The sequence below is a fragment of the Kitasatospora sp. NBC_00458 genome (assembly GCF_036013975.1).
Taxonomy (GTDB): domain Bacteria; phylum Actinomycetota; class Actinomycetes; order Streptomycetales; family Streptomycetaceae; genus Kitasatospora.
Genome location: NZ_CP107904.1, coordinates 7966738 through 7989007 on the forward strand (window position 1 = coordinate 7966738; position 22270 = coordinate 7989007).

Annotated in this window: 16 protein-coding genes and 1 pseudogene; 7 read left to right on the plus strand and 10 right to left on the minus strand. The window is 74.7% G+C overall.

Annotation, left to right across the window (positions count from 1 at the left end; translation table 11 throughout):
* Nucleotides 1-447 precede the first annotated feature (447 nt).
* Complete coding sequence (locus OG550_RS32505) at nucleotides 448-687, plus strand: hypothetical protein (RefSeq protein WP_327673740.1); 240 nt, start codon at nucleotides 448-450, stop codon at nucleotides 685-687.
* 177 nt (nucleotides 688-864) lie between these two features.
* Nucleotides 865-1488 carry a class I SAM-dependent methyltransferase gene (locus OG550_RS32510; protein WP_327673738.1) on the plus strand — a complete coding sequence of 208 codons (624 nt, stop codon included), beginning with the start codon at nucleotides 865-867 and terminating at the stop codon, nucleotides 1486-1488.
* 101 nt (nucleotides 1489-1589) lie between these two features.
* On the opposite strand, the gene OG550_RS32515 is transcribed toward OG550_RS32510, so the two are convergent.
* Nucleotides 1590-2390 carry an SDR family oxidoreductase gene (locus tag OG550_RS32515; protein ID WP_327673736.1) on the minus strand — a complete coding sequence of 267 codons (801 nt, stop codon included), beginning with the start codon at nucleotides 2388-2390 and terminating at the stop codon, nucleotides 1590-1592.
* Nucleotides 2391-2543: 153 nt separating this feature from the next.
* The gene (locus OG550_RS32520; protein ID WP_327673734.1) at nucleotides 2544-3656 is read right to left on the minus strand and encodes a saccharopine dehydrogenase family protein; all 1113 of its coding nucleotides are present in this window, start codon (nucleotides 3654-3656) and stop codon (nucleotides 2544-2546) included.
* A 262-nt stretch (nucleotides 3657-3918) separates the two neighbouring features.
* Here OG550_RS32520 and OG550_RS32525 point away from each other — a divergent pair, with 262 nt between their 5' ends.
* Nucleotides 3919-4818 (plus strand): AraC family transcriptional regulator, encoded by a 900-nt coding sequence (locus OG550_RS32525; protein WP_327673732.1) that lies wholly within the window; start codon nucleotides 3919-3921, stop codon nucleotides 4816-4818.
* A 428-nt stretch (nucleotides 4819-5246) separates the two neighbouring features.
* Here OG550_RS32525 and uppS read toward each other — a convergent pair whose 3' ends face one another.
* Nucleotides 5247-6023 (minus strand): polyprenyl diphosphate synthase, encoded by a 777-nt coding sequence (uppS, locus tag OG550_RS32530; protein WP_327683640.1) that lies wholly within the window; start codon nucleotides 6021-6023, stop codon nucleotides 5247-5249.
* Nucleotides 6024-6142: 119 nt separating this feature from the next.
* Here uppS and OG550_RS32535 point away from each other — a divergent pair, with 119 nt between their 5' ends.
* Entirely contained in the window at nucleotides 6143-7186 is a 1044-nt protein-coding gene (locus OG550_RS32535) for a methyltransferase domain-containing protein (RefSeq protein ID WP_327673730.1), read from the plus strand.
* A gap of 551 nt (nucleotides 7187-7737) precedes the next feature.
* On the opposite strand, the gene OG550_RS32540 is transcribed toward OG550_RS32535, so the two are convergent.
* Nucleotides 7738-8637 (minus strand): alpha/beta fold hydrolase, encoded by a 900-nt coding sequence (locus tag OG550_RS32540; protein ID WP_327673728.1) that lies wholly within the window; start codon nucleotides 8635-8637, stop codon nucleotides 7738-7740.
* Nucleotides 8638-8768: 131 nt separating this feature from the next.
* Here OG550_RS32540 and OG550_RS32545 point away from each other — a divergent pair, with 131 nt between their 5' ends.
* The gene (locus tag OG550_RS32545; RefSeq protein ID WP_327683638.1) at nucleotides 8769-9248 is read left to right on the plus strand and encodes a MarR family winged helix-turn-helix transcriptional regulator; all 480 of its coding nucleotides are present in this window, start codon (nucleotides 8769-8771) and stop codon (nucleotides 9246-9248) included.
* Nucleotides 9249-9617: 369 nt separating this feature from the next.
* Here the strand turns inward: OG550_RS32545 and OG550_RS32550 are convergent, their stop codons facing one another.
* On the minus strand, nucleotides 9618-11378 hold the full coding sequence (locus OG550_RS32550) for an SDR family oxidoreductase (protein ID WP_327673726.1): 1761 nt from the start codon (nucleotides 11376-11378) through the stop codon (nucleotides 9618-9620).
* A 398-nt stretch (nucleotides 11379-11776) separates the two neighbouring features.
* On the opposite strand from OG550_RS32550, the pseudogene OG550_RS32555 reads away from it, so the two are divergent.
* Nucleotides 11777-12594, plus strand: a pseudogene (locus OG550_RS32555) (APH(3'') family aminoglycoside O-phosphotransferase).
* 739 nt (nucleotides 12595-13333) lie between these two features.
* On the opposite strand, the gene OG550_RS32560 reads toward OG550_RS32555, so the two are convergent.
* Nucleotides 13334-14431, minus strand: coding sequence for a MerR family transcriptional regulator (locus OG550_RS32560; RefSeq protein WP_327683637.1), 1098 nt, complete (start codon nucleotides 14429-14431; stop codon nucleotides 13334-13336).
* 468 nt (nucleotides 14432-14899) lie between these two features.
* Nucleotides 14900-15520 carry a TetR/AcrR family transcriptional regulator gene (locus OG550_RS32565; RefSeq protein WP_327673725.1) on the minus strand — a complete coding sequence of 207 codons (621 nt, stop codon included), beginning with the start codon at nucleotides 15518-15520 and terminating at the stop codon, nucleotides 14900-14902.
* A gap of 280 nt (nucleotides 15521-15800) precedes the next feature.
* On the opposite strand from OG550_RS32565, the gene OG550_RS32570 reads away from it, so the two are divergent.
* On the plus strand, nucleotides 15801-17936 hold the full coding sequence (locus OG550_RS32570; protein WP_327673723.1) for a glycerophosphodiester phosphodiesterase: 2136 nt from the start codon (nucleotides 15801-15803) through the stop codon (nucleotides 17934-17936).
* 412 nt (nucleotides 17937-18348) lie between these two features.
* Here the strand turns inward: OG550_RS32570 and OG550_RS32575 are convergent, their stop codons facing one another.
* From OG550_RS32575 to OG550_RS32585, 3 genes are all read right to left on the minus strand, one after another.
* Nucleotides 18349-19662, minus strand: a complete 1314-nt coding sequence (locus tag OG550_RS32575; RefSeq protein WP_327673721.1) for a UDP-glucose dehydrogenase family protein — start codon at nucleotides 19660-19662, stop codon at nucleotides 18349-18351.
* Nucleotides 19663-19723: 61 nt separating this feature from the next.
* Nucleotides 19724-20161 (minus strand): NUDIX domain-containing protein, encoded by a 438-nt coding sequence (locus OG550_RS32580; protein WP_327673720.1) that lies wholly within the window; start codon nucleotides 20159-20161, stop codon nucleotides 19724-19726.
* 28 nt (nucleotides 20162-20189) lie between these two features.
* Nucleotides 20190-21956 (minus strand): asparagine synthetase B family protein, encoded by a 1767-nt coding sequence (locus OG550_RS32585; protein ID WP_327673718.1) that lies wholly within the window; start codon nucleotides 21954-21956, stop codon nucleotides 20190-20192.
* Nucleotides 21957-22270 lie beyond the last annotated feature (314 nt).

The following is a 22270-nucleotide window of genomic DNA, read 5'->3' on the forward strand; positions in this document are numbered from 1 at the left end:
CCACACCCAGCGCGGCCGCTGCCCCGGTGGGACCGCGGCAGCGGGCGCCGCCGCCGGTACCGTCCAGGGCGCCGGGGGACCGGCGGGCGGAGGGGCCGGGACCGGCGGCGGCTGCCACGCCTGCTCCGGCCACTGCCACCGCTCTCCGCCCGCCTGCCGTCCGCCACCTGGGGGGTGCCCGCCGCCTGCCGGTTGCCCGCTCATGTCCTCGTCCTCCTGCCGTCGCAGCCTTCTCCGCCCGTCGACGAGCGGTGGCCCCGCCGGTGCCGGGTCGTACGGGAGCGAACCCCGTACGGCGCCGGCCACCCGCTCGCCGTACTCAACGAGTGCACCGACGACGGGACATGACCCGGACGAAGGGTTCTCACGGCTCGCGGGTGCCCCGGTCGTACGCTGCCTGCCGTACCCCGGGTGCGGTCACCGGAGGTCCGCCACATGCTGGGGGGCATGGAAACCAACAGCACGTCCGGCACCACGAAGGCCCTGGTCGAGATCGCCGAGTTCCGCACGGACAGCCGCTACCGGCTGGTCCGCTTCGAGGGCCACGGCTGGGAACCGCTCGGCCCGGAGGAGCTCGAACCGCGCATCCATCAGCTCTTCCCCGACCTCGACCCCCACGACGCCGTCCGCGTCCGGTGGACCGACCGCCCCTGGGAATGGCCCGCCTGGCACCCCGGCGAGGCCTGACCCCGGAGGCGTGACGGCCGACCGGTACAGTTGACGCCGCCCGTTGACGCCACCCGTCGACGTCGGTGCCCGACGTCCGCACGCCGACCTGCGGCCCGTTGACACACCGTCCGCCTCCGCCGCACGGCCGCGGCGGGCGATACGGGGCAGGACGGGCCGGTCACGGGGGAGACGCGAATGGGCGGACGGACGAGCACGGCCGGGTACGGCGAGGAGGCCGAACGGCTCGCGGAGCAGTACGAGGCCGTGACCTTCGCCGAGGTCCACCGCGAGACCCTGCACCTCTTCCCCGCCGAGCCCGCTGCCGTGCTCGACGTCGGCGCCGGCACCGGACGGGACGCCGCCGCGCTGGCCGCCCTCGGCCACCGGGTGGTCGCCGCCGAACCGACGCCCGAGCTGCGCCGGATCGGCGAGCGGCTGCACGCCGGCTGCGGCGTGCGCTGGGTGGACGACGCCCTGCCCGGACTGCCCCGGCTGCGCGCCGCGGGGGAGCGGTTCGACCTGGTCCTGCTGACGGCCGTGTGGATGCACCTGGCCGCCGACGAACGGCCGTCGGCACTGGACGCGCTGGCCGAGCTGCTCGCCCCGGCCGGGCACCTCCACCTCACCCTGCGGCACGGTCCCGTCCCGCCCGGGCGGCGGATGTTCGACGTGTCGGCCGACGAGACGGTCGAACTCGCCCGCGCCCGCGGCCTCTCCCCGCTCCTGCGCACCGAACGGGCCGACCTGCACGGCCGCACGGACGTGCGGTGGACGGAACTCGTCCTCCGGACCTCGGCCCCCGGGGGCGGGTCGGCCTGACGCGCGAAGGTCGTCGCTGCGCCCCGCACGTCGCGCCGCCCCGCGCCCCGCACGTCGCCCGGTACCCGCTGGACGCAGCACGCCGGGGACGCCGGGGCTGCTCAGCCGGAGGCCGGGGCGAAGCCGCCGTTGCTCATCAGCACCTGCCCGTTGACCCACTGCCCCTGCGGCGAGCAGAGGAAGTCCACGAGGTGCGCGGTGTCCTGCGGGGTGCCGAGCCGACCGAGCGGGGTCCGCCGCAGGACCGCGTCCCGCACCTCCTCCGTCATCCAACCCGTGTCCACCGGACCGGGGTTGACGACGTTGGCGGTGACACCGAGGCGGGCGAACTCGCCCGCCGCCGCCAGCACGATGCGGTCCAGCGCCCCCTTGCTCGCCCCGTACGGCAGGTTGCCCACCGTGTGGTCGCTGGTCAGCGCGACGATCCGACCGCTCCCCGCCGCCCCGGCGAACCGCCGCCCGAACTCGCGGACCAGCAGCCAACTCGCCCGCGCGTTGACCGCGAAGTGCCGGTCGAAGCTCTCCACCGTGGTGTCGAGCAGACCCGAATCGACCGACTCGCAGTGGCACAGCACCAACGCCGTCGTGCCGCCGAACCGCCGCTCGACCTCGTCGAACACCCGCCCCGGCGCCGCCGGATCGGCCAGGTCCGCCTCGATCGCGAGGGCCCCCGCACCCCGTTCGGCGAGGGCCCGCCCGACGGCCTCGGCGGCGCCCGCCTCGGCGCCCCAGGCCATCCTCCGGTCGTAGGCCGTCCAGTAGGTGAAGGCGATGTCCCAGCCCGAGGCGGCGAGTCGGCAGGCGATTCCGGCACCGATCCCGACCGTGCGCCCGACCCCCGTCACCAGCGCGACGGGCCGTGCGGCGGCGGGTGCGGGCGGTGTTCCACCGGTTGTCGTCATGACCGCCGATCGTTCGTGATCCCCGCCGTACCGTCAACCCTCCCGCACCCCGCCGCCCGCACCCCGCCGCCCGCGCCCGGCCGCACCCCGCTGCGGCCGGGAGGAGGCCGGGGCGAGGCCGGGGTGAGGCCGGGACGGCGCCGCCGCAGGGGATCAGCGCCCGCCGGCGCCCCCGTCCCCCTCGCCCCCCACCACCTCCTCCACGCGCCAGTCGACGCCGTACGGGGCCAGGAAGTCGAGGAAGGCCGCCGGGGGAAAGGCCTGGGCGGGGGTGAGCACACCGGGGCGGGCGGCGTCCTCCCCGGTGGCGAGACGACGCGCTCCCTCCACGGCGATCACCGCGGTGAGCCCGTACGCGTCCGTCCCCGTCACCCACCCCCGGGCCCGGCGGCCGTCGACGCCCGTGGCGTGGACGGCCATCAGCCAGACGCCGGACCGGCGCAGTTCCTCCGGGACGGACTCGGGCAGGCCGGCGACGACCTCCGGGGTCAGCGCCGAGAACAGCCCGGCCACCTCCGTGCGGACTGCGCTGCGCACCCGGCGCACGGCCAGGTGCCGGGGAACGGTGACCACACCGGGCAGGGCGAACGTCGTCACGGGGACGGCGTCCTCCTCGCCGGGCGGAACCAGCGAATCCTCCACGGGAGCGTCCAGCAGGTGCCAGCCGCCGTCGGAGTACTCCAGCGCGCCCGCGGAGAACGCCGCGGCCATCGACCGGCCCGTCCCCCGGGAGGCCCCGCCGTCCGGCCGCCGGAGGTCCGCGACCAGCAGGTCGTCGACCGGTCCGCCGAGCCGGTCCGCGGTCAGCCGGGCGATCAGGTCGCCCGGCCCGCCGTCGTCCGCCATCGCGGGGACGACGCTCACCCCGGCACGCCCGGCCTCCGGGCCGAAGGTGTCCAGCACCCGCCGGAGGTAGCGCTGCTCGCCGGTGGTGTCGACGTAGTGGGCACCGGCGGCGATCGCCGCGCGCACCACCGGTTCGCCCCAGAGGTCGAACGGGCCCGCGCAGTTCACCACCGCGTCGCAGTCGGCGAACGCGGCGGCCAGGTCCTCGTCCGCCACCCGGTCGGCGCCCCCGCTCCCGCCCGCCCCGGCTACCCGCACTTCGGCTACCCGCACCTCGGCGCCGGGGGCCCGCTCGGCGGCCACCGCCTTCAACCGTTCCGGACTGCGGCCCACCAGCACGGGCGTGATCCCGCGCCGGACCAGCTCCGCGACGGCGAGCCCGCCGGTGAATCCGGTCGCGCCATGGACGGCGATCCTCATCTTCCCATCTCCCCAAGCTTGTTCCACGGCGGCGACGTGCGCCGCTCGAACCTGATCACCACCGTAGGCAGGGCGGGGGCGACGGTGGATGCCCCACCGTCCGGGCCGGATGTCCGTTCGTCCGGCGTCGACGGAACGGCCACGACACCGGACGCGACGCCCGACACGACACGACGCCGGACGCGTCGCCGGACGCGCACGGAGACCCGGAGACGCCCACCGGCGTCCCCGGACGGCCGTGGACCGGAGGTACGTTGAGGTGGTGGACATCATCAGCGACGCCGTCTCCGCGATGCGCACCGGCACCCCGCACTCCTCGGTGACCGAGCTGCGCGCCCCCTGGGGCATCCGCTTCGACCCGCAGCAGGGGGCCGGATTCCACGTGATCACGGAGGGGACCTGCTGGCTGATTCCGGCCGGCGGCGAGCCCGTCCGGCTCGTCGAAGGCGATGTGGCCTTCCTGCCAAGGGAGTTGGGGCACGCGATCGCGGACACCCCGACCACGCCACTGAGCGGCCCCGGCCCGCGGGAGACGGTCGGCACGGGCCGGACCACGAGGATGCTGTGCGGTGCCTACCGCCTGGACCACGCGCGCGCCCACCCGCTGCTCGCCGAACTGCCCGACCTCGTCCACCTCCCGGGCGACGACCGGCAGTCCCCGGAACTGCGCGGCGCCGTCGACCTGCTCCGCCGCGAACTGGCCACCGGGCAACGGGCGGGCGCTCCCGGCGTCCTCACCGCGCTGCTGGACGTCCTGCTGCTCTACGTCCTGCGGGCCTGGCACGAACGCCAGGCCGAACAGCACACCACCGGCTGGGGCGCAGCCCTTCACGACCCGGCCCTGGCGGCGGCCCTGCGCGCCGTCCACCGGGAACCGGCGGCGCCGTGGACCGTGCAGTCCCTCGCCGACCGCGCCGGGCTCTCCCGCACGGCCTTCGCCCAGCGCTTCACCGCGACGATCGGCCGTCCACCGCTCGGCTACCTCACCTGGTGGCGGATGACCCTCGCCGCCCGTAGCCTCCGCGAGACCGACCTGCTCCTGCGCACCGTCGCCGAACAGGTCGGCTACACCACCGAGTACGCCTTCGCCAGGGCCTTCAAACGCGAGTTCCACACCGCCCCCGGCCGCTACCGCGCCACCCACCGCACCCCTGCGTCCTGATCCTCCGCGTCCTGATCCTCCGCGCCCGGGGCTCCTGACGGGTGGACCTCTGAGCCGAGGCCGCGGCCCGGCGCTGCGCCGCGATGGTGCGCGTCCGAAGGGCCGCGCTCGTCGAGCAGGGCATCGCACCTGCCGGGCGATGGTGCTCCGACGCTCCCCTGAGCAGGATCCGGCCGATCATCGCCCCGTCGAGATCGACGACTTCACTCCCCGGCCACGGCTCGGGCCCCTCGGTCATCTCGCGCGCTCAAGCCCGTCACGCGGTCGGGGCCGCCGAGGTGGGTGTGCACCTCCGGCGACACCGGCGGCTCGATGAACGCCGCACTGCCCCGGGCGGCTCGGGCTCACGGAGCACGAGCCGCCCGGTCCGTGCCGGGGCGGGTTGCCTGGCGACGCCTCCAAGACCGGTCATGGCGGGCCGCCGCTTCTCAGGCGCCGTAGCGGCGCTGCCGGGCGGCGTACGCGCGCACGGCACGCAGGAAGTCGACTTCACGGAACGCCGGCCAGTTCGCCTCGCTGAAGTACAGCTCGGAGTAGGCGCTCTGCCACAGCAGGAAGTTCGACATGCGCTGCTCTCCGCTGGTGCGGATGACGAGGTCCGGGTCCGGCTGGCCGGCGGTGTACAGGTGGCGGGCGATGTCGTCCGCGGTCAGGTGGGCGGCGAGGTCCCGCATCGACGTGTCGGTCTCTGCCCGCGCGTACAGCAGATCGCGCATGGCGTCGACGAGCTCCTGGCGGCCGCCGTACCCGACGGCGAGGGTCACGTGCGCTCCGGTGGGGCACTCCCGTGTGGCCTCGACCGCGTCCTTGAGGGCGCGGGCGGTGGTGTCGGGCAGTGTGTCGAGTGCTCCGGCGATGTGCACCCGCCAGCGCGGCATCGGCCTGGTGAGGTGCCGGGTCAGGACTTCCTCGATCACCTGCATCAGGAAGGCGACCTCGGCGTCGCCGCGCCGTTGGAGGTTCTCCGCGGAGCAGACGAACACGGTGACATGCCTGATCCGGAGGGCCTCGCACCAGGAGAGCACGTTCTCCACGTGCTCGGCACCGTACTTGTGGCCGAGGCTCGGGTTCCCGATGCCTTGCCGGCGCGCCCATCGGCGGTTGCCGTCCATGATCAGTCCGATGTGCCCGGGCAGCTCCCCGCCCTGGAGTCGCCGGCGAAGCCGGCGGGTGTACAGGGCGTAGAGCGGGTCGGTTACGCGCACCATCGAAGTCCTTCGGGTCGGGGCGGCAGCCGCTGGCCGGCCGCAGCGTGCATACTAAGGAGTATTAGCACGCGTCGCGTGTTATCGGGGAGCCCGCCGTCCACTGCCCGGGAGTGCCAGTGCGTACCAACGACGCCCAGATGCTCGTCCTGTCCGTGCTGGCGGACGGTCCGCTGCACGGCTACGCCGTCAACACCGCGATCGAACGGATGACCGGCGAGAGACTCGGCCGCGGCAGCCTGTCCAGCGCGCTGACTCGGCTGCGCGGCAAGGGATTGATCGAGTATCTGGACGGAGAGGGCAGGCGACGCCCGATGCGCCTGACCGTTGCCGGCCGTGAGACGCTCGAAGGCGAGATCGAGGCCCTCGCCCATGTCACGGGGCGCATCTTCGAGACCGTGGTCCCCGAGAAGACCGCCTACCAGGATCGGCTCGCCACGACCGATCTCGCGCGCTCCTACAAGCAGGCCGCACTCGACGCGCTGGCCGTCCAGCCAGGCCACCTCGTCCTGGACCTGGGCTGCGGCCCGGGCACCGACCTCGGTGCGCTGGCACGCGCGGCAGCACCCGCAGGGAGGGTTCTGGGAGTCGACTCCGACCCTCGGATGACCCGTCAGGCGCTGACCCGAATCATCGACCTGCCACACGCCGGTGTGCTGACGGCCGACGTGCACGCGCTGCCGTTCCCCCCGTGCTCGGCGGACCGGGTACGCACCGACCGCGTGCTCCAACACGTGGCCGACGTCCCCAGGGTTCTGGCGGAGGCACTGCGGGTCCTGCGCCCAGGCGGCCGACTCGTCATGGCCGAGCCCGACTGGGACTCGCTCGCGGTCGACCACCCGGACCTGGACGTCGCCCGGGCGTACACCCGCCATATCACCGACCGGATCGTGCGCAATGCCGTCGTCGGGCGGCAACTGCCCCGACTCGCCGAGCAAGCAGGATTCACCGTCACGTCAGTCGTCCCGGTCACCTCGGTCTTCCGCGAAGTCCGTGCCGCCGACCAGGTCCTCGGTCTCCAGCGCAACACCGAGCGCGCCGTGGCCGCCGGCTACCTCACCCGTCGGCAGGCCGACGGGTGGCTGGACCAGCTCGTACGGAGTCCGTTCTTCGCTGCGGTGACGCTCTATGTCGTCACGGCGGAGGCCCCCGCGCGGGCCTGACCCGCCTCGGCGCTTCCGGTCGCCTCCGCGCGCCCGTCACGCGACGCAGGCTGCCCCGGAACGGTCACCTTGGCCGGGCCGAGCCGGTTGCCCGTGTGCGGCTCGGACCCCGGCCCCGGGCGGCCCTTGCGGCACCGGGTGGCCACCGCCTCTGCCGACCGTCTCTGCCGACCGTTCCTCGGACGGCACCACCTCGCGCAGCTCCCCGGCCGGCCACTCCGCGAGCCGGGCTCGGTGCGTGTGCTCCACCATGCACTCGGAACCCGAACCTGCTGAGCCGCGTACGCCACCGCCGGTGTCGGGATCTCCGAGACGCTCTCCGGGTGCCGGGCCTCCACCTCGAAGAACTCCAGCAGCAGCGCGAATCCCGGCCGGTTCGCCCCGGACCTGCTCCGCGGGCGCTTCTCGTCGTCCGGCAGTGTCCAGAGCTCGATCGGGGCCTCCGGCTCGCAGTCCTGACGCACGCTCACTCCCTTCGAGATCACCATGAACGCCACCAAGGTGACGGGGCCAGATCGGAGAAGGCGCGAAGACGGCCGAAGTCAGGACGATCACACCCCGAATCGGCTGCCGAGAGAGCTACTTGTCACCTCGCGGCGGCTTCGGGAGCACAGAGCCTTGAGGGACAGGGCGGTTGCGCGGGGGAAGGCGGTGTTGCCGTTGTGCCCGCCGGGGAAGGCCACGGGGGCGGTGCCCAGCAACTCGGCCAGGGCGAGCGCACATCGGTAGGTGTGGACGGTCGGCCGGGTGGTCCGGCCGACGGCCGGGACGATCCGCGTCCCCGAGTGGGCTGCGGCGGGGGCGAGGTGGGCCGGGTCGAGGCGGTCCGAGGTGACGGCCGTGAACTCCGTCCCGATGAAGAACCCGAAGTTGGCCACCCGACGGGGCGTCATCGGCTGAGGGGTGAGCCCCTCCTCGGTGCGGTCGTGGGCCGGGTCGATCCCGAGGTGCCGGGCGATCGCCGGGAACGCCGCCGCGGTGCCCCCGGCCGCGAACGCGGCCTGGATGGCCGCCAGTTCCGCCTTGTGCTCCGCGCGGTCCGCCGGTGGCAGGAGGTTCGGCATCACGGGCTCGTGGGCGATCAGCGTGCTCAGTACACCCGGGTGGCGGGCCACGACCTGGAGGCCGATCGCGGCGCCCATGCTGAACCCGGCCATCGAGGCCGGACCGTGGGCGACTTCGGCGAGCAGCCGTGCGACGTCGTCGGCGTGGTCGGCCATGGTGACGGGGTCGGTGGGGTCGTCGAGGGTGCTGCGCGAGAGGCCTCGGCGGTCGTAGGTGACGACGGTGAAGGCGTCGGTCAGGTGCGGGACGAGATCGACGGTGCGGTCCGCGTCGCCCTCGCCGCTCTGGGCGAGGAGGAGGACGGGACCGCTGCCCTTGACCTGGTAGTGCAGAACGGCGCCGGGCACGGTGAGGGTCCGGGCGGTGGAGTTCGCGAGCGTGGCCATGGCGGTGTGCCCCCTGGATGTGTCGGCGGTCGGCTTCTCCGTCCGCCGCCATGACGATAGAGCATCTAAATAGATGGATCAAGATAGATGTATTGATTGAGATGCATCTATGCGGATGTATTCTTGCCGGCATGAACGGAGTCGAGCTGTTCCTCCTCGGTCGCACCCTCATGAAGATCGGCGAGCAGGCGATGCCGCGACCGGAGGCCGAGGCGGGGGCCGAGACGGCGGCACGGGGGTCGGTCCGCTCGGTGCTCGTCACGCTCGGCGACGTCGTGGCGCACCCGGGGGCGACGGTCGGCGAGATCGCGGCCCGCACCGGCCTGCCGCAGAGTCAGGTGTCCACCGCGGTGGCCCGTTTGGTGGAGGCCGGTTCCGTGGAGACCGAGCCCGACCCCGGGGACCGGCGACGCCGACTCGTCCGCCCCACCGAGGAGCCCTCCGCCCGGGTGGCCGAGGTCCGGGCCGCCGGTATCGACGCCGCGCTCGCCGCCGCACTCGGCGGCACCGACGGCGCCGGGCCGGACCCGACGGTGATGCGGGAGGTCGCGGACGCCCTGGAGGTCCTCTCCCGCCACCTCACCCCGGCCGCCGCCGCCCGGGCCCGCTGACCCCACGAGGACCCGTCCGTACGGCGGCGGGCGGCGGGCGGTGGGCGACGGCGACGTCCGCCGGGACTTGGCTCCTGTGCTCGCAACGGCGAAGGGCGGCAGGGCGATCGGTCGGAGCTCGGTGCCGGTGGGACGGGAATCACCCCGTGGGCTGCCGGTTCCGTGCCCGCGTTCGTGCCCGTGCCCGTGCCCTCGTTCGTGCCCGGTCCGGGGCTCCGGGCCCGGGGCCTTCGATGCCTGCGGATCAGCCGCAGCATCCGCGACGCCACCCACCGGCGCGTCCGCGTCGGCGCCTGTATCCGGGCTGCGTCCGGGCCACGTCCGGGCCGCGTCCGGGGCCGCGCCGACCCCGGCCCGGTTGGCCTCGCGTCAGACCGTCGACTCGCCTCCCACCAGGGCGGGGACTGTCCTGAGAAGGTCCCGGAGGCGCTCGGGCGGGATGACCCGGACGGGGACGGTTCCGGCGTCGATCAGGAGGCTCAACTCCCTTCGGCGGGAGGGGCGCCGGGCCTCCCGGAGGCGGCGGGTCGCGCGGCGGGTGGCGCCGGGGCGGTGGAACGCGGGGGCGGGAGCGGGGTCGGGGCTGCCAGTGCCGTCTGCGGTGTCTGTGGCGTCGGCGGCGTCGGTGCTCACGATGACCAGTTCGGTGACCCGGTCGGGGTGGGCGGCAGCATAGTCCAACGCCACTGCGGCGGTGGCCTGGTGGGTCACCAGGACGGGGCGCGACCGAACCGGCGCGAGCAGTTCCCGGAGCCAGTCGGCCTCGGGGGCCTTGGTGGGGGAGGAGCGTCCGAGCCCGGGGAGGTCGGCGGTGAGTGTCCGGGAGTCGTGGTGGGCGGTGGGGTCCGCCCAGGCGCCCGTGTCCGCGGCCGGGCCGGGGAGCAGGACGTAGTGGGGGGTCCGGCGGTCCCCATGGAGGTAGGTGCGACTGCCGGCGACGTCGGCGAACCCGCCCGCCGCCCCGGTGTGCGCGGAGGCGGGGCCGACGGCGGTGGGTGCGGCGGAGGCGGGTGCGGCGCCGAAGCCGTCGGCCACCAGACGGGTGGCCCAGCGGCGCAACAGGTCGGCGACGGGCGGGTGGTGGAGTCCGGCGGCCTCGGCGAGCCGGTCGGCCGAGGCGGTGTCGTAGGTGTCCTCGACGAGGAAGGTGAGGGTCTCCGGATCGGCGCCGGTGAGGGCCGTCGGCAGGCGCCTGACCAGGCCGACGGGGACGAGTCCGCGGGGCGCCGGAACGCCCAGGTGTTCGGCGATCAGGGCGATCAGCGCGGGCAGCGGCGGTGTGGCGGGGTCGAGGACGGTGTGGGCGTGGGCCGGTCCGTCGTCGAACTCCGGTACGGCGGCCAGGAAGCGGGCCAGGTGGTCGACCGCGACCACCGGCAGGAGGGTGCGCGCCGTCCCGGGCAGGAGCGGGAGGCGGCCGGACCACAGCTGGCGGACCAGCTCCGCCAGGCCCAGGTACTGCCCGGCCTCGCCGGTGGCCGAATGTCCGATCACACTGCTGGGGTTGACCGTGGTGAGCGGCACGCCCAGTTCGGCGGCCGTGACGCGGACGGCGGCGTCGCCGAGCTGCTTCGACGCCTCGTACGCGCCGAGCCGGGCGTAGAGCGCGTCGGCCTCGGCGGGCGGCAGCGGGTGGCGGGGTGCGCCGCCCCGGCCGACCCGGTACCCGGAGAGGTGGACGAGCCGCCGCAGGTGCGGTCGACCGGCGGCCCAGTGGAGTGCGGTGAGTGCGCCGTCCACGTTGGCGGCGTGGGCCTCGGCGCGGTCGAGGCCGAAGCGGTAGAGGGCGGCGAGGTTGTGGACGTCGCGGACGCCGGCGAGGCGGGCGTCGTCCTCGGGTGTCAGGCCCAGGCCGGGGAGGGTGAGGTCGGCGGCGACGGTGGTCAGGGTGCGGTCGTCGGCGCCGTGGACCCGGAGCCAGCCGCGGAGCTCGCGGTCGCGCGGGGACCCGGCACCCGTGCGGACCGCGGCGGCCACCGGCTCGCCCCGGTCGAGGAGTTCGAGGAGCAGCCAGCGGCCGAGGAAGCCGGTGGCCCCCAGGACGAGGGTGCGCGGCGGGTGGTCGGCCGGGGCGATGTTTGCTTGCTGGGGCTGGGGCGGGTTCGGGTTCGGGTTTGGGGCGCCGGCCAAGGTGGGCTCCTTTTCAGTGGACCGGTCTACATAAATCTGTAGACCGGTCTGCATATTTTTCGGGCATGGCGGAAGGTCGGGGCGGATGAAGGAGGAGTGGTCTGTGTGCTGGATTCAGTAGACCGGTCTGTATATTTTTTGGCAAGAGGTCTGCGGTGGCGACGGAGGATGGCGACGGAGGACGCGGCATCCGGCCGTGCCCCTTGCCGACGGACGCGCCGACTGGTCGTGGGCGTCCTGGTCACCCTGTCCTGCCAGGCCCGCCCCGTGGCTCGGATCCCCCGGCCCCGACGGCCGCCGCCTGAAACCGGCCGGGCAGCAGGGGGCACGCCGTGCGGCGGCCGCAGGCGGGGCGCCCGGCGAATGCGGGCACGGCCGGGCCGGGTACGGTGGCCGCTGTGGACGATCACTCGGGACCTCAGGCCGTGTCGCCGGAACTGTTCGGCCTCGGTGGCGACTGGCTGGCCGTCACCACCGGCGAGTCGGGGGCCTTCGTCTTCCGCAGTGCGGACGGCGCCCGGTACGCCAAGTGCGTACCCGCCGTGGACGCGGCCGACCTGACGGCCGAACGCGACCGGATCGCGTGGCTGGGCGACCGGGGCGTACCGGGCCCGCGCGCACTCGACTGGTACGACGGCGATGCGGGATCCTGCCTGGTGACCGGTGCCGTCCGCGGCGTGCCCGCTGACCGGGTGTCACCCGAGGACCTGTGGAACTCCTGGGAGGGCATCGCGGACGCGGTCCGCAGTCTGCACGAGCTGCCCGTGGCGGAGTGCCCGTTCCAGCGGGACCTGGACGCCATGGTCGCCCTGGCGCGCGACGTCGTCGCCCGTGAAGCCGTGAACCCGGAGTTCCTCCCGGACGAGCAGCAGCACACGCCCCCGACCGAGCTGCTGGCCCGCCTGACCTCGCAGGTCCCCCGCCGACGGGACCAGGAGGCCGAGGACGCCGTCGTCTGCCACGGGACCTGTGCCTGCCCAACATCGTGCTCGACCCGCAGAGCCTGGACGTGTCGGGCTTCATCGACCTGGGCCGCCTCGGGCGGGCGGACCGGCACGCCGACCTGGCGCTGCTCCTGGCCAACGCCCGGGAGACGTGGACCGACGAGGACCGGGCACTGGCCGCGGACGCGGCGCTCGCCGAGAGGTACGGCGTCGCCCTCGACCACGACCGCCTGCGGTTCTACCTCGACCTCGACCCGCTCACCTGGGGCTGACCCGGCCGAGGCCCCCTCGACCACGGACCGGCCCGACTCGTCACGGCTGCTGCCCTCGGGCGGCACTGCGCTGCGCGCCGGACCGGCGGGAGTCGTGGTCGGTCGGCATTCCGACGACGGCCTGCGGCGCCGGGGCCGGACGCCGGGGCCGGACGCCCGCCAGCCACCAGGCCGCGCCTGTCCGCTCATTCGTCCAGCCGTCAGCCCGTCAGCCCGTCAGCCCGTCGGACCGACGCCCGACGCCCGGCGCCGGGCGAACCCAGGCGGAGCCTCCCGAACGGGCGGGACGCGCCAGGTCAGGGCATCCGGCAGAGCGGGCGGGCCCGCAGCGGCGGCAGCCGGTCACCCCGGCGGCACCCGGAATCCGACCCCGACCCGCCGCCGGGCTCACCCGTCCCGGAGACCGTTGATCGAAGGTCCGCGCACAGGCCTCGCCGGAACGGCGGACAAGCTCGCCGCATCGACCTGTGCCCGTCGACCGTGTGCCGACCCGCGTGTGCCGATCTCCGCGTGCCCGGACGAGCGTGCCGGGACGCGCGTGCCCGGGTCACGCCACCGGGGTCACGCCACCGTCCCTGCCCCGCTCCACCGTCCCTGCCCCGCTCCGCCGTCCCTGCCCCGCTCCGCCGTCCCTGCCCCGCGCCGCCGTCCCTGCCCCGCGCCGCCGTGCCCGCTTGGCGCCCGTACGCGACCGGCCGGTCGTCCAGGAACCGCCACGGGACCGACGCCGAGCCCCAGTTCAGGCGATGAGCAGGCGAAGGCCCAGATCCGCCGCGTCGAGGTCGGCGATGTCGCCGTTGCGCTCGGCCCACCGACCGGAGTCGAGGTCGTCGGCGAGGCTTCGCACCGCCCGCTGCTCGGCCTCCGGCCCGACCCTCGTCCACACCGACATCGCCCGGCGCACATGATCCTCCAGGTACGCCCCCGGCCGGCGCCAGTACGCCTCGAACAGGCCGTCGGCGCAGTCCCACGGGACGGGCACCGGCTCGGCGCGGGCGCCGATCGCGTCGGCCATCCCGGCGAGCGAGGGGAATCCCGCGAGGACGCCGGAGAACTCGGGCAGGTAGTCGCGGGTGAGCCAGAACCGGTCCTGCCATCCGGGCTCGTCGGTGTCGAACGTGAGCACCACCACGCGGCGGGCCACGCGCCGCATCTCGCGCAGCCCCGCCAGCGGGTCGGCCCAGTGGTGCACGGTGGAGACGGCCATCGCGACGTCGAAGGAGTGGTCCTCGAACGGCAGGCTCTCCGCGGCGGCGGCCACGCACGGCGCCGAGCCGGGGGGCCGCTGCCCCCGCATGACCGCCGACGGTTCCACCGCGGTCACGTGTCGATCGGCGGGTTCGTAGGAGCCGGTTCCGGCCCCGACGTTCAGCACCGTCCGAGCGTCGCCGAGCGCGTCCCAGATCTGCGCGGCGATCCGCGGCTCGGTGTGGCGTGTCGCGGTGTAGGCGCCGCCGATCGCGTCGTACAGCCGTGCACCGAGCATCTCCAACTGCTCCTCCGGTGTCACCTTCAGTCCCTTCGCCCGTGCTTCCAGTTCCCTGTCGATGGCGGCCACCATGGCGTCGGCGCGGTCGCGCCGCTCCAGCACCAGGCCGCGCAGTCGGCGCAGGTGCGCGACCGCGTCGGCGGTCGGGTCGCCGACCAGCTCCGCGACCTCCCGCAGCCCGAAGCCCAACCGCCGGTAGGCCAGCACCTCCCTCAGCCGTTCGACGTCGCCCGCCGAGTACGCCCGGTATCCGGCCGCGGTCCGCGCGGACGGTCGGACGAGCCCGATCTCGTCATAGTGATGCAGCGTGCGGACACTCACGCCGGCCAGCTCGGCCACGTGTCCCACGGTCCAGTGATCATCCACGGCACCGACTATGCGGCCTGACGCCGCGTGAGGGTCAAGAGCCCCGCTCCCGGCCGACGCGAACGGCCGCCCTGCGCAGGGGGAACTTCCGACGGAGACCCCCGGTGACTCTCCCCGGCCGCAGCGGACGGAGGCGCCGTCACTGTGTGAGGGCTGACCCGGCCGGTCGTGACGGGTCCGGCGCCGGTGTGCCGCGGCGGCCCTCGCCGTGACAAGCCTCGGGGCATGTCCGAACCGAGGGGTTCCCGTCGTCCGGTCAGGCTGCCGGGCTTCCGGAGGACGTCCGGGGGCTCGGGCGTGCCGGTGCGTGCCGCACCGGCCGTGGTCCGCCACGGGTGTCCGGCCGGGGTCCGGCGCACGGTCCGGTGCCGCTCCGGGGGTGAGGTGGCCGGATACGGCGGCGGGCGGGCGCCGTGGTGGCGCCCGCCCGCGGCTCGGACGGCCCGTCGGTCAGCCGGCGCGCTGCGGGGTGAGGCCCGCGCGGGCGGCGTCGGCCGGCTTCGCGGTGAGGAGGTGGCGCACGGCGTGCGTGGCGTCGGTCAGCGGCGCGGGGGAGTGGCGGACGCGGGCCAGCAGGACCGCGCCCTCCAGCAGGGCGAGCGCCTGGCCGGCGGCGACGTCCGCCTCCGCGGGGTCGAAGCCCTCGGCGGTGAGGCGTTCGGCGAGGACGCGCTGCCAGCCCGCGTACACCTCGACGCAGACCTGACGGAGCGCCTCGTTGCTGCCGGCGACCTCCAGGCCGACGGTGGCGATCGGGCAGCCCTTGGTGTAGCCGGACTCGGCGAGGCGGTCGGCGAAGGCCCGGGCGAGTCCGGCGACGACGGTCGCCGCGTCGGAGCCCTGGCGGGCGAGCGAGGCGAGCAGTTCCTCGATCTCCTGGCCGGCCTGGGTCAGGGCGGCGGTCACCAACTGGTCCTTGCCCTCGGGGAAGTGGAAGTAGAGCGACCCGCGCGGTGCGCCGCTCTCCGCCACGACCTGGTTGAGGCCGGTACCGAAGTAGCCCTGTGCTTCGATCAGGCCGCGCATACCGGCGATCAGCCGGGCACGGGTCTCCTCGCCTTTGACTCCCATGCGGAAAACAGTAGACCGGTCTGCATATTTTGTCGAAGGGTCGACGACACGGTCCGGCCTCGGGCTGAGGCGTGCTCCGAGCCGTGGTCGGCGTTCCCGTCGGCACCCACCGTCGGCCTCGGGCGACCTGCGGCACCGCCACCCGGCGTCACCCACGGGACCGGGGGAGTGGCCGCCCCGCGCCCTCGGACCGCCACGGCCCGAGGGCGCACGCAATGGTCACGAACGGTTCCCGGGGAAGCGGTTTCCGGAACGGTGACCGTCCCCTAGCGTGCCGGACATGACACAGAGTCACCACACCGCCCCCGGCCGCCCGTCCACCGGTTCGCAGCCCGCTAACCCCGGGAGCGGGGCCCGGACCTCGTCCCACCACCGGCGCGAGCTCCGGGCGAGCGCCGGCCGGCACACCAGCCTGCTCGCCGCCGTCGTCGCGTCCGCGCTGGGCCTCGGCACCGTCGCACTGAACGCCCCGAGCGCCTCCTCGGCCGAGCCGCCCGCCGCCATCGCCTCCGCCACGTCCGACCCCGCCGCCATCGCCTCCGCCACGTCCGACCCGGCCGCCGCCGCCACGGCCGCCGCCGCCACGGCCGCCGCCGCCACGGCCGCCGCCCCCGCACCCGGTCAGACCGTGGTCGAGGAGAGCTTCTCCGGCACCGCCCTCCCCGCCGGCTGGGCCGCCGTCGAGGGCGACTGGAAGGTGGAGAACGGCCGGCTGGTCGGCGTGTCCGCCAACTCCGGCCAGCAGAGCCGGATCACCTTCGGCCGCCACCTCGCCGACTTCCGCATCGAGGCCACCGCCCGCTTCGAGTCCGTCGTGGACGGCGCCCGCTGGACGGCACTCGGCCTGGACGTCCCGGCGAGCGGCGTCACCCCCTGGTCGATCGCCACCATGCGCTCCGGCACCACCGCCGCCAACGGCCTGGAGTTCGCCCAGCGGACCACCGCCGGCAGCTGGCTCGTCACCGACACCGCCGCCGCCCCGACCGCCGCCGGCACCGGCCGCGACGTGCGGATCGCCGTCGAGGTGCACGGCGCCACCGCCCGCTGGACCTTCGACGGCAAGGAGGCCCTGCGCACCACCCGGGTCGCCCGCAGCGCCGACGGCGGCCAGGCGCTCCTGGTCAACGGCTCGAAGGTGTCCTTCGACGACCTCAAGGTGACCGCGCTCGCGCCGAACGGCTGGATCCGGCCCGCCGGCGCGCCGCTCACCGTCTTCGCCCACCGCGGTGCCTCCTCCACAGCGCCGGAGAACACCCTGCTCTCGGACGAGGTCGCCCGCCGCGGCGGCGCCGAGTGGATCGAGAACGACGTCCAGCCGAGCAAGGACGGCGTGCCGTACGTCCTCCACGACGACACCGTGGACCGCACGACCGACGGCAAGGGGCGGATCCGCGACCTGACCTCCGCCCAGCTGGACGCGCTGGACGCCGGGGCCTGGTTCGGCCCCGCGTACGCGGGCGCCCGGGTGCCGACCCTGGCCGCGCAGCTCGACGACCTGCGCACCCGGGGCGGCGGCCTGCTGCTGGAGATCAAGGGCCGGCACAGCCGTGACGAGGTCGCCCGGATCGTCAAGGAGGTGCGCGACCACGGGATGGCGGGCCGCGTCTTCGTCCAGAGCTTCGAGGTGGACGCCCTGCGGTACACCCGCGAGCTGGCGCCGGAGCTGCCGCTCGGTCTGCTGCGCAGCGCGCTCGACGCCGACCCGGTGGCGATCGCCGGGGAACTCGGCCTGACCGCCTACAACCCGTCGGACGCCGCCGTCGCCGACCGGCCCGGCATCGTGAAGGACCTGCACGCGGCCGGCGTCGCGGTCAACGTCTGGACGGTCGACTCGGCCGCCCGCTGGAAGGCCCTGGAGGCCGTCGGCGTCGACGGCGTCATCACCAACCGCCCGGCCGAGCTGGCCGGCTGGAACTCCGCCCTCCAGCAGGGCGGCACCGTCGCGCCGCCCGCCGCGCCCACCGTGGCGATCACCTCGCCCGTGGCCGGCGCCGTCCTGGACCGCGCCCAGCAGCCGGTCGCCGCGGTCCAGTCGCGCGGGGCCGACACCGTCCGGCTGACCCTGGACGGCGCCGCGCTCACGCCGGGCACGGCGCTCGACACGACGGCGCTCGCACTCGGCCGGCACACCCTGCGCGCCGAGGCGACCGGCCCCGGCGGCCGGGCCGAGACCACCACCGAGTTCACCGTCTCGGCCACGCCGACCGGCCTGGCCGCACTGGTCCTCACCTCGGGCGCCGACCGCAACGCCGTCGCCACCCTGACCGTCATGCTCGGCCAGGGCCAGTACCAGCCGCTCGCCCGGTGGGCCGAGGACCAGTCCGGCCGCACCGTCCCGGCCGACCGCGCCCGGCTGATCGCCGCCGACGCGCGCGCGATCGACGGCACGGCACCCGCCCGGGGCGGCCAGGGCTGACCCGCACCCGGGGCTGACCCCCGCCCGCCGTTCCTGCGCCCCGGCGGGCGGACCGGGGCGCCCCCGGCCTCACCTGCCCGCGGCCGCCCGGACCCGCGGTCACCGTGCCGACTACCGGGCCCGACCGGCGTCCGGCATCGCGCCGCGCGGCGGCCGGCGCCGCGCTCGCGGCGGAGGTGTGCGGGGCCGGGCGCGGGTGCACAGGCCCTGTCGCCGGCCCCGGGATCCGGCCCGTCTGCCGGAGCGGACCGGCCACCGCGGACTCCGCCGCGCTTTCACGACGACCGGCAGGACCGGTCGTCGCACGGCGACGGACGGAGCAGCCCCGGCCGGGCGGGAGGCGCTTCGGCCCCCGGCGGAGATGAGCCCTCGCGCTCGGCTCCGCCGGGGGCCTGTGGATGTGCCGAAGGGGTCAGGGACGGCCGAGGGCGCGGACGGTCCAGCCGGCCGCGCGCCAGCGTTCGGCGTTCAGGGTGCCGCGGGCGTCGATGACCTTGGGGACGGCGATGTGCCGGGCGAGGTCGGCCGGGTCGGCGTCGGAGTACGCGGGCCAGTCGGTCAGGTGCAGCAGCAGCCCGGCGCCGGTGGTGGCCGCGGTGGGGTCGTCGGCGTAGTCGAGCTGGGGGCAGGCCTTGCGGGCGTTCTCCATCGCGGCGGGGTCGTGGACGGTGACCTCGGCGCCGGCCCGCTGGAGGGCCTCGGCGACCGCGAGGGCCGGGGAGTCGCGGATGTCGTCGGTGTTCGGCTTGAAGGCGGCGCCCCAGACGGCGATCCGCTTGCCGGTCAAGGTGCCGCCGAGCGCCTCGCGGGCGAGTTCGACGGTGCGCTCGCGCCGGCGCCGGTTGATCTCCGCGACCTGGCGGAGCAGGCCGGTGTCGGCGCCGAGCTCCTCGGCGCGGTGGGTGAAGCCGGCCAGGTCCTTGGGCAGGCAGCCGCCTCCGAACCCGAGGCCGGGCCGCATGCCCTCGGCTCCGATCCGGTGGTCGTAGCCCAGGGCGAGGGCGATCTGCCGGACATCGGCACCGGTCTTCTCGCAGAGCTCTGCCATCGCGTTGATGAAGGAGATCTTGGTGGCGAGGAAGGCGTTCGCGGCGCCCTTGATCAGTTCGGAGGTCGCGATGTCGGTGACGATCAGCGGCGTGCCGGCGGCCAGGATGTCGGCATAGACGGTCCGGAAGGCGGCCTCGCTGCCGGTGTCGCCGTCCTCGACGCCGAGCACGATCCGGTCGGGCTCCAGGGTGTCCAGGACAGCGAAGGACTCGCGCAGGAACTCCGGCGACCAGGCCAGACGGGCGCTTGCCCCGTCGCGGACGTGCTCGTCCAGGGTCTGCCGCAGCCGGGCGACGGTGCCGACCGGGACGGTGGACTTGCCGATGATCAGCGCGCCATCGCCGAGCCGCGGGGCCAGCCGGCGGACGGCGCTGTGGAGGTGAGTGAGGTCGTAGGCGCCACTGCCGTCCTGCTGGGGGGTGCCGACGCCCAGGAAGTGGAGGTCGGCAAAGGCGGCGGCCTCGGCGTAGGAGGCGGTGAAGTGCAGGTCGCCTGCGGCGGTGTGCTTGGCGAGCAGGTGGTCCAGGCCGCGCTCGACGAACGGGGCCTGGCCCTTGTTCAGCGCGTCGACCTTGTCGGTGTCGGTGTCCATGCCGAGGACCTGGTGGCCGAGCTCGGCCATCGCGGCGGCGTGGGTCGCGCCGAGGTAGCCGCAGCCGATCACGGTGAGCTTCACGAACGTGTCCTTCCAAGGGGTGGGGCGCTGCCCGCCAGGCGCCCCCCTGGGGTCGGAGGTGTCAGGTGCCCGGCTCGGCGGCGAGGAAGCGGTGGATGCCGTCGCGGATGAACGGCGGGATGGTCAGGGCTGGCAGGTGCTCGGGGGCGAAGAACCGGAGCTTGACGCCTTCGGCCAGTGGGAGCGCGGTCTCGTCGCCGTCCCAGTAGGCGGAGAAGAAGGTGATGACCTGCCCGGATCCGTGCTCGTCGTGGATGTCGAAGAGCCGGCGGAGGTCGTCGACGCCGAGGCCGGCTTCCTCTTCGAGCTCACGGTCGATCGCCACATGGGGAGGCTCGCCGGGGTCGCATCCACCTCCGAGGAGGCTCCAGTGGCCGGGCCAGGCGATGCCCGGGACGTCGTCGCGCAGGTGCAGCAGGAGCTTGTCGCGGAAGTTCGTGATGATTGCGACGGCGCCCCGAGCCTGGGCGGTGGACGGATTCTCGGGAAGGGGGTCCATGTGCTCACCGTAGTGAGCCGGCGGTTCGTCATGCCGCCTCCGCCAGCCTGTGGTCGGCAAGCCAGGCGGCGGCCATGAGGGCCTGCATGCGGGTGCGGTCGAACCGGCCGCCGGGCCTGAGGCCACCGGCCAGCAGCGGGTGCAACCCGAGCGGCGCCCGTTTCAGCGCCGAACTGATCCGGTCGGTCGCCCAGGGCTCCAGTGGGCCGGACAGCCAGCTCGGGACCGGGGAGGCGAAGCCGAGCTTGTCCCTGCTGCCCCAGACCTCCGGGGGCAGGCCGAGGCCCTTCGCCGCGTCCCGCAGGATGCGCTTCCCGGCCGCCGGGTCGGAGATCTTGTGCTCGATGGGCAGTCGGTAGGAGAACTCGACCAGGTCCCGCGCCAGGAACGGTGAGCGCCGCTCCAGCGCGAAGGCGGAGGCCAGCTTGTCGGACGTCATCACCAGCGGTCGCCAGGCGGTCGCCAGGTCCGCCAGCGTCAGCCCGCGGGCCAGGTCCCCGTCTGCCCGGCGGAGGGCGTCGGCGACCAGCTCGCGGAGACGTCCGTCCGGATCCTGCCCGCGCAGGACCAGGCGGACGATCGCCTCGGCCGGCTCCAGCTGCCCGCCGTCCTCGTTCAGGACCTTGGAGGCCAGCGGACGGTAGGCCTCCAGCCCGGCGCCCAGCACCGCCTCCGGCCCGAAGAGGACGAGGGCGTGGCGGACGTAGCCCATCAAGAACTCGTCCGGCCCCAGCCCGCCGACCACGACGCGGATGCCGCGTTCGGCGATCGCCCGGTAGGCCATGTGCTCGGAGAAGGTGGACGCGTTGCCCATCGGGTAGTCCAGCGCGTGCATGATCTCGGGCAGCGTGCGGGTGAAGTCCTGGACTGTCGGCTCGATGACGATCAGCTCGGCGCCGATGTCGCGGGCGACGACAGCCGCGGTCGCGGACTCGTCCAGGCGGTCCTGGCCGGGATAGCGGACCGTGACGCAGAGCCGGGGCCGCATCAGGTAGGCCAGCACCGAGGAGTCCAGCCCGCCCGACAGCAGCAGCGCGAAGTCCGATCCGGGTGCCCGCATCGGGATCCGGTCGGCCAGCAGGGTCGAGAACCGGGCGAGCGCGGTGCTGTAGTCGCCCTGCCAGGGCTCCAAGCCCTCCAGTCGCCACCAGGTCTGCTGAGCGAGCGAGCCGGTGGCAACGTCGAAGGCCAGCAGCCCGGCCGGCGGGAGGAGCTGGATGCCCTGGAACGGGGTGTCGACGCCGGTCGGCGTCTCGATGCTGAGCATTTCCGGGCGGACGACCAGCGGCGCGGTGCCGTAGCCGGTCAGAGTGGTGACCTCGGAGGCGAACGCGAGGCGCCCGCCGTCCAGGCGCCAGTAGAGGGGCTTCTCGCCGAGCCGGTCCCGGGCCAGAAACAGCCGGCCCTCACGTGGATCGTAGGCGGCCAGGGCGAACATGCCGTCGAAGGCGCCCAGGCAACCGGGGCCGAGCTTGGCCCAGGCCCGCAGGACCAGGTGGGCATCGGTCTCGCCGGGCTCCAGGCCGATGCCCCAGGCGGCGGCAACCTGCCGGTAGTTGTAGATCTCGCCGTTGAAGGTGAGGACGATGCCGCTGACCGGGTCCGGGTAGGGGCCGGGATCGGCGGCGGTGTCGACGATCAGCAGGGTGTTCATGGACAGCACCGCCCGGCCGTCGGCCGAGGTGAGGTGCCGAGTGCCGTCCGGTCCGCGGTGGTGCTGAGCGAGCCCCATCGCGGCGACGGTGGTCTGGTGGCGGACGGCGTCGGCGCCGGCCAGTCCTGCGATTCCGCACATCTGGTTGTCACCCCCGAGCGTGAATCGGTGGTGGCCCCGCCGGGAGGTCGGTCCCAGGTCCCGGCGGAGGCCCGGAACACCAGGCAACCGTCTGGCGGCCGGTGCGGGCAGGGCTCGCAGGGGGGCTCACGACTTGCGAATGCGGTTCACTGCTGGCAGTGAAGGCAATACCCTCGGTGATCCGGCCTCGGTGCCGGGCGTACGACTTCTTGTGCCCAGCCGAGTACGACTCCCCGTGCCCAGGCGGGGAACGGATTGAAGGGGACGCTGTGGCGTCGACCACCCGCCGGACCAAGCCGCCGAACGACGCGCTG

Excerpts from the sequence above, each read along its gene's own strand:
- OG550_RS32505 (WP_327673740.1), top strand. The coding sequence starts at position 448 with ATGGAAACCAACAGCACGTCCGGCACCACGAAGGCCCTGGTCGAGATC.
- OG550_RS32510 (WP_327673738.1), top strand. The coding sequence starts at position 865 with ATGGGCGGACGGACGAGCACGGCCGGGTACGGCGAGGAGGCCGAACGG.
- OG550_RS32515 (WP_327673736.1), bottom strand. The coding sequence starts at position 2,390 with ATGACGACAACCGGTGGAACACCGCCCGCACCCGCCGCCGCACGGCCC.
- OG550_RS32520 (WP_327673734.1), bottom strand. The coding sequence starts at position 3,656 with ATGAGGATCGCCGTCCATGGCGCGACCGGATTCACCGGCGGGCTCGCC.
- OG550_RS32540 (WP_327673728.1), bottom strand. The coding sequence starts at position 8,637 with ATGGCCACGCTCGCGAACTCCACCGCCCGGACCCTCACCGTGCCCGGC.
- OG550_RS32545 (WP_327683638.1), top strand. The coding sequence starts at position 8,769 with ATGAACGGAGTCGAGCTGTTCCTCCTCGGTCGCACCCTCATGAAGATC.
- OG550_RS32565 (WP_327673725.1), bottom strand. The coding sequence starts at position 15,520 with ATGGGAGTCAAAGGCGAGGAGACCCGTGCCCGGCTGATCGCCGGTATG.
- OG550_RS32570 (WP_327673723.1), top strand. The coding sequence starts at position 15,801 with ATGACACAGAGTCACCACACCGCCCCCGGCCGCCCGTCCACCGGTTCG.
- OG550_RS32580 (WP_327673720.1), bottom strand. The coding sequence starts at position 20,161 with ATGGACCCCCTTCCCGAGAATCCGTCCACCGCCCAGGCTCGGGGCGCC.
- OG550_RS32585 (WP_327673718.1), bottom strand. The coding sequence starts at position 21,956 with ATGTGCGGAATCGCAGGACTGGCCGGCGCCGACGCCGTCCGCCACCAG.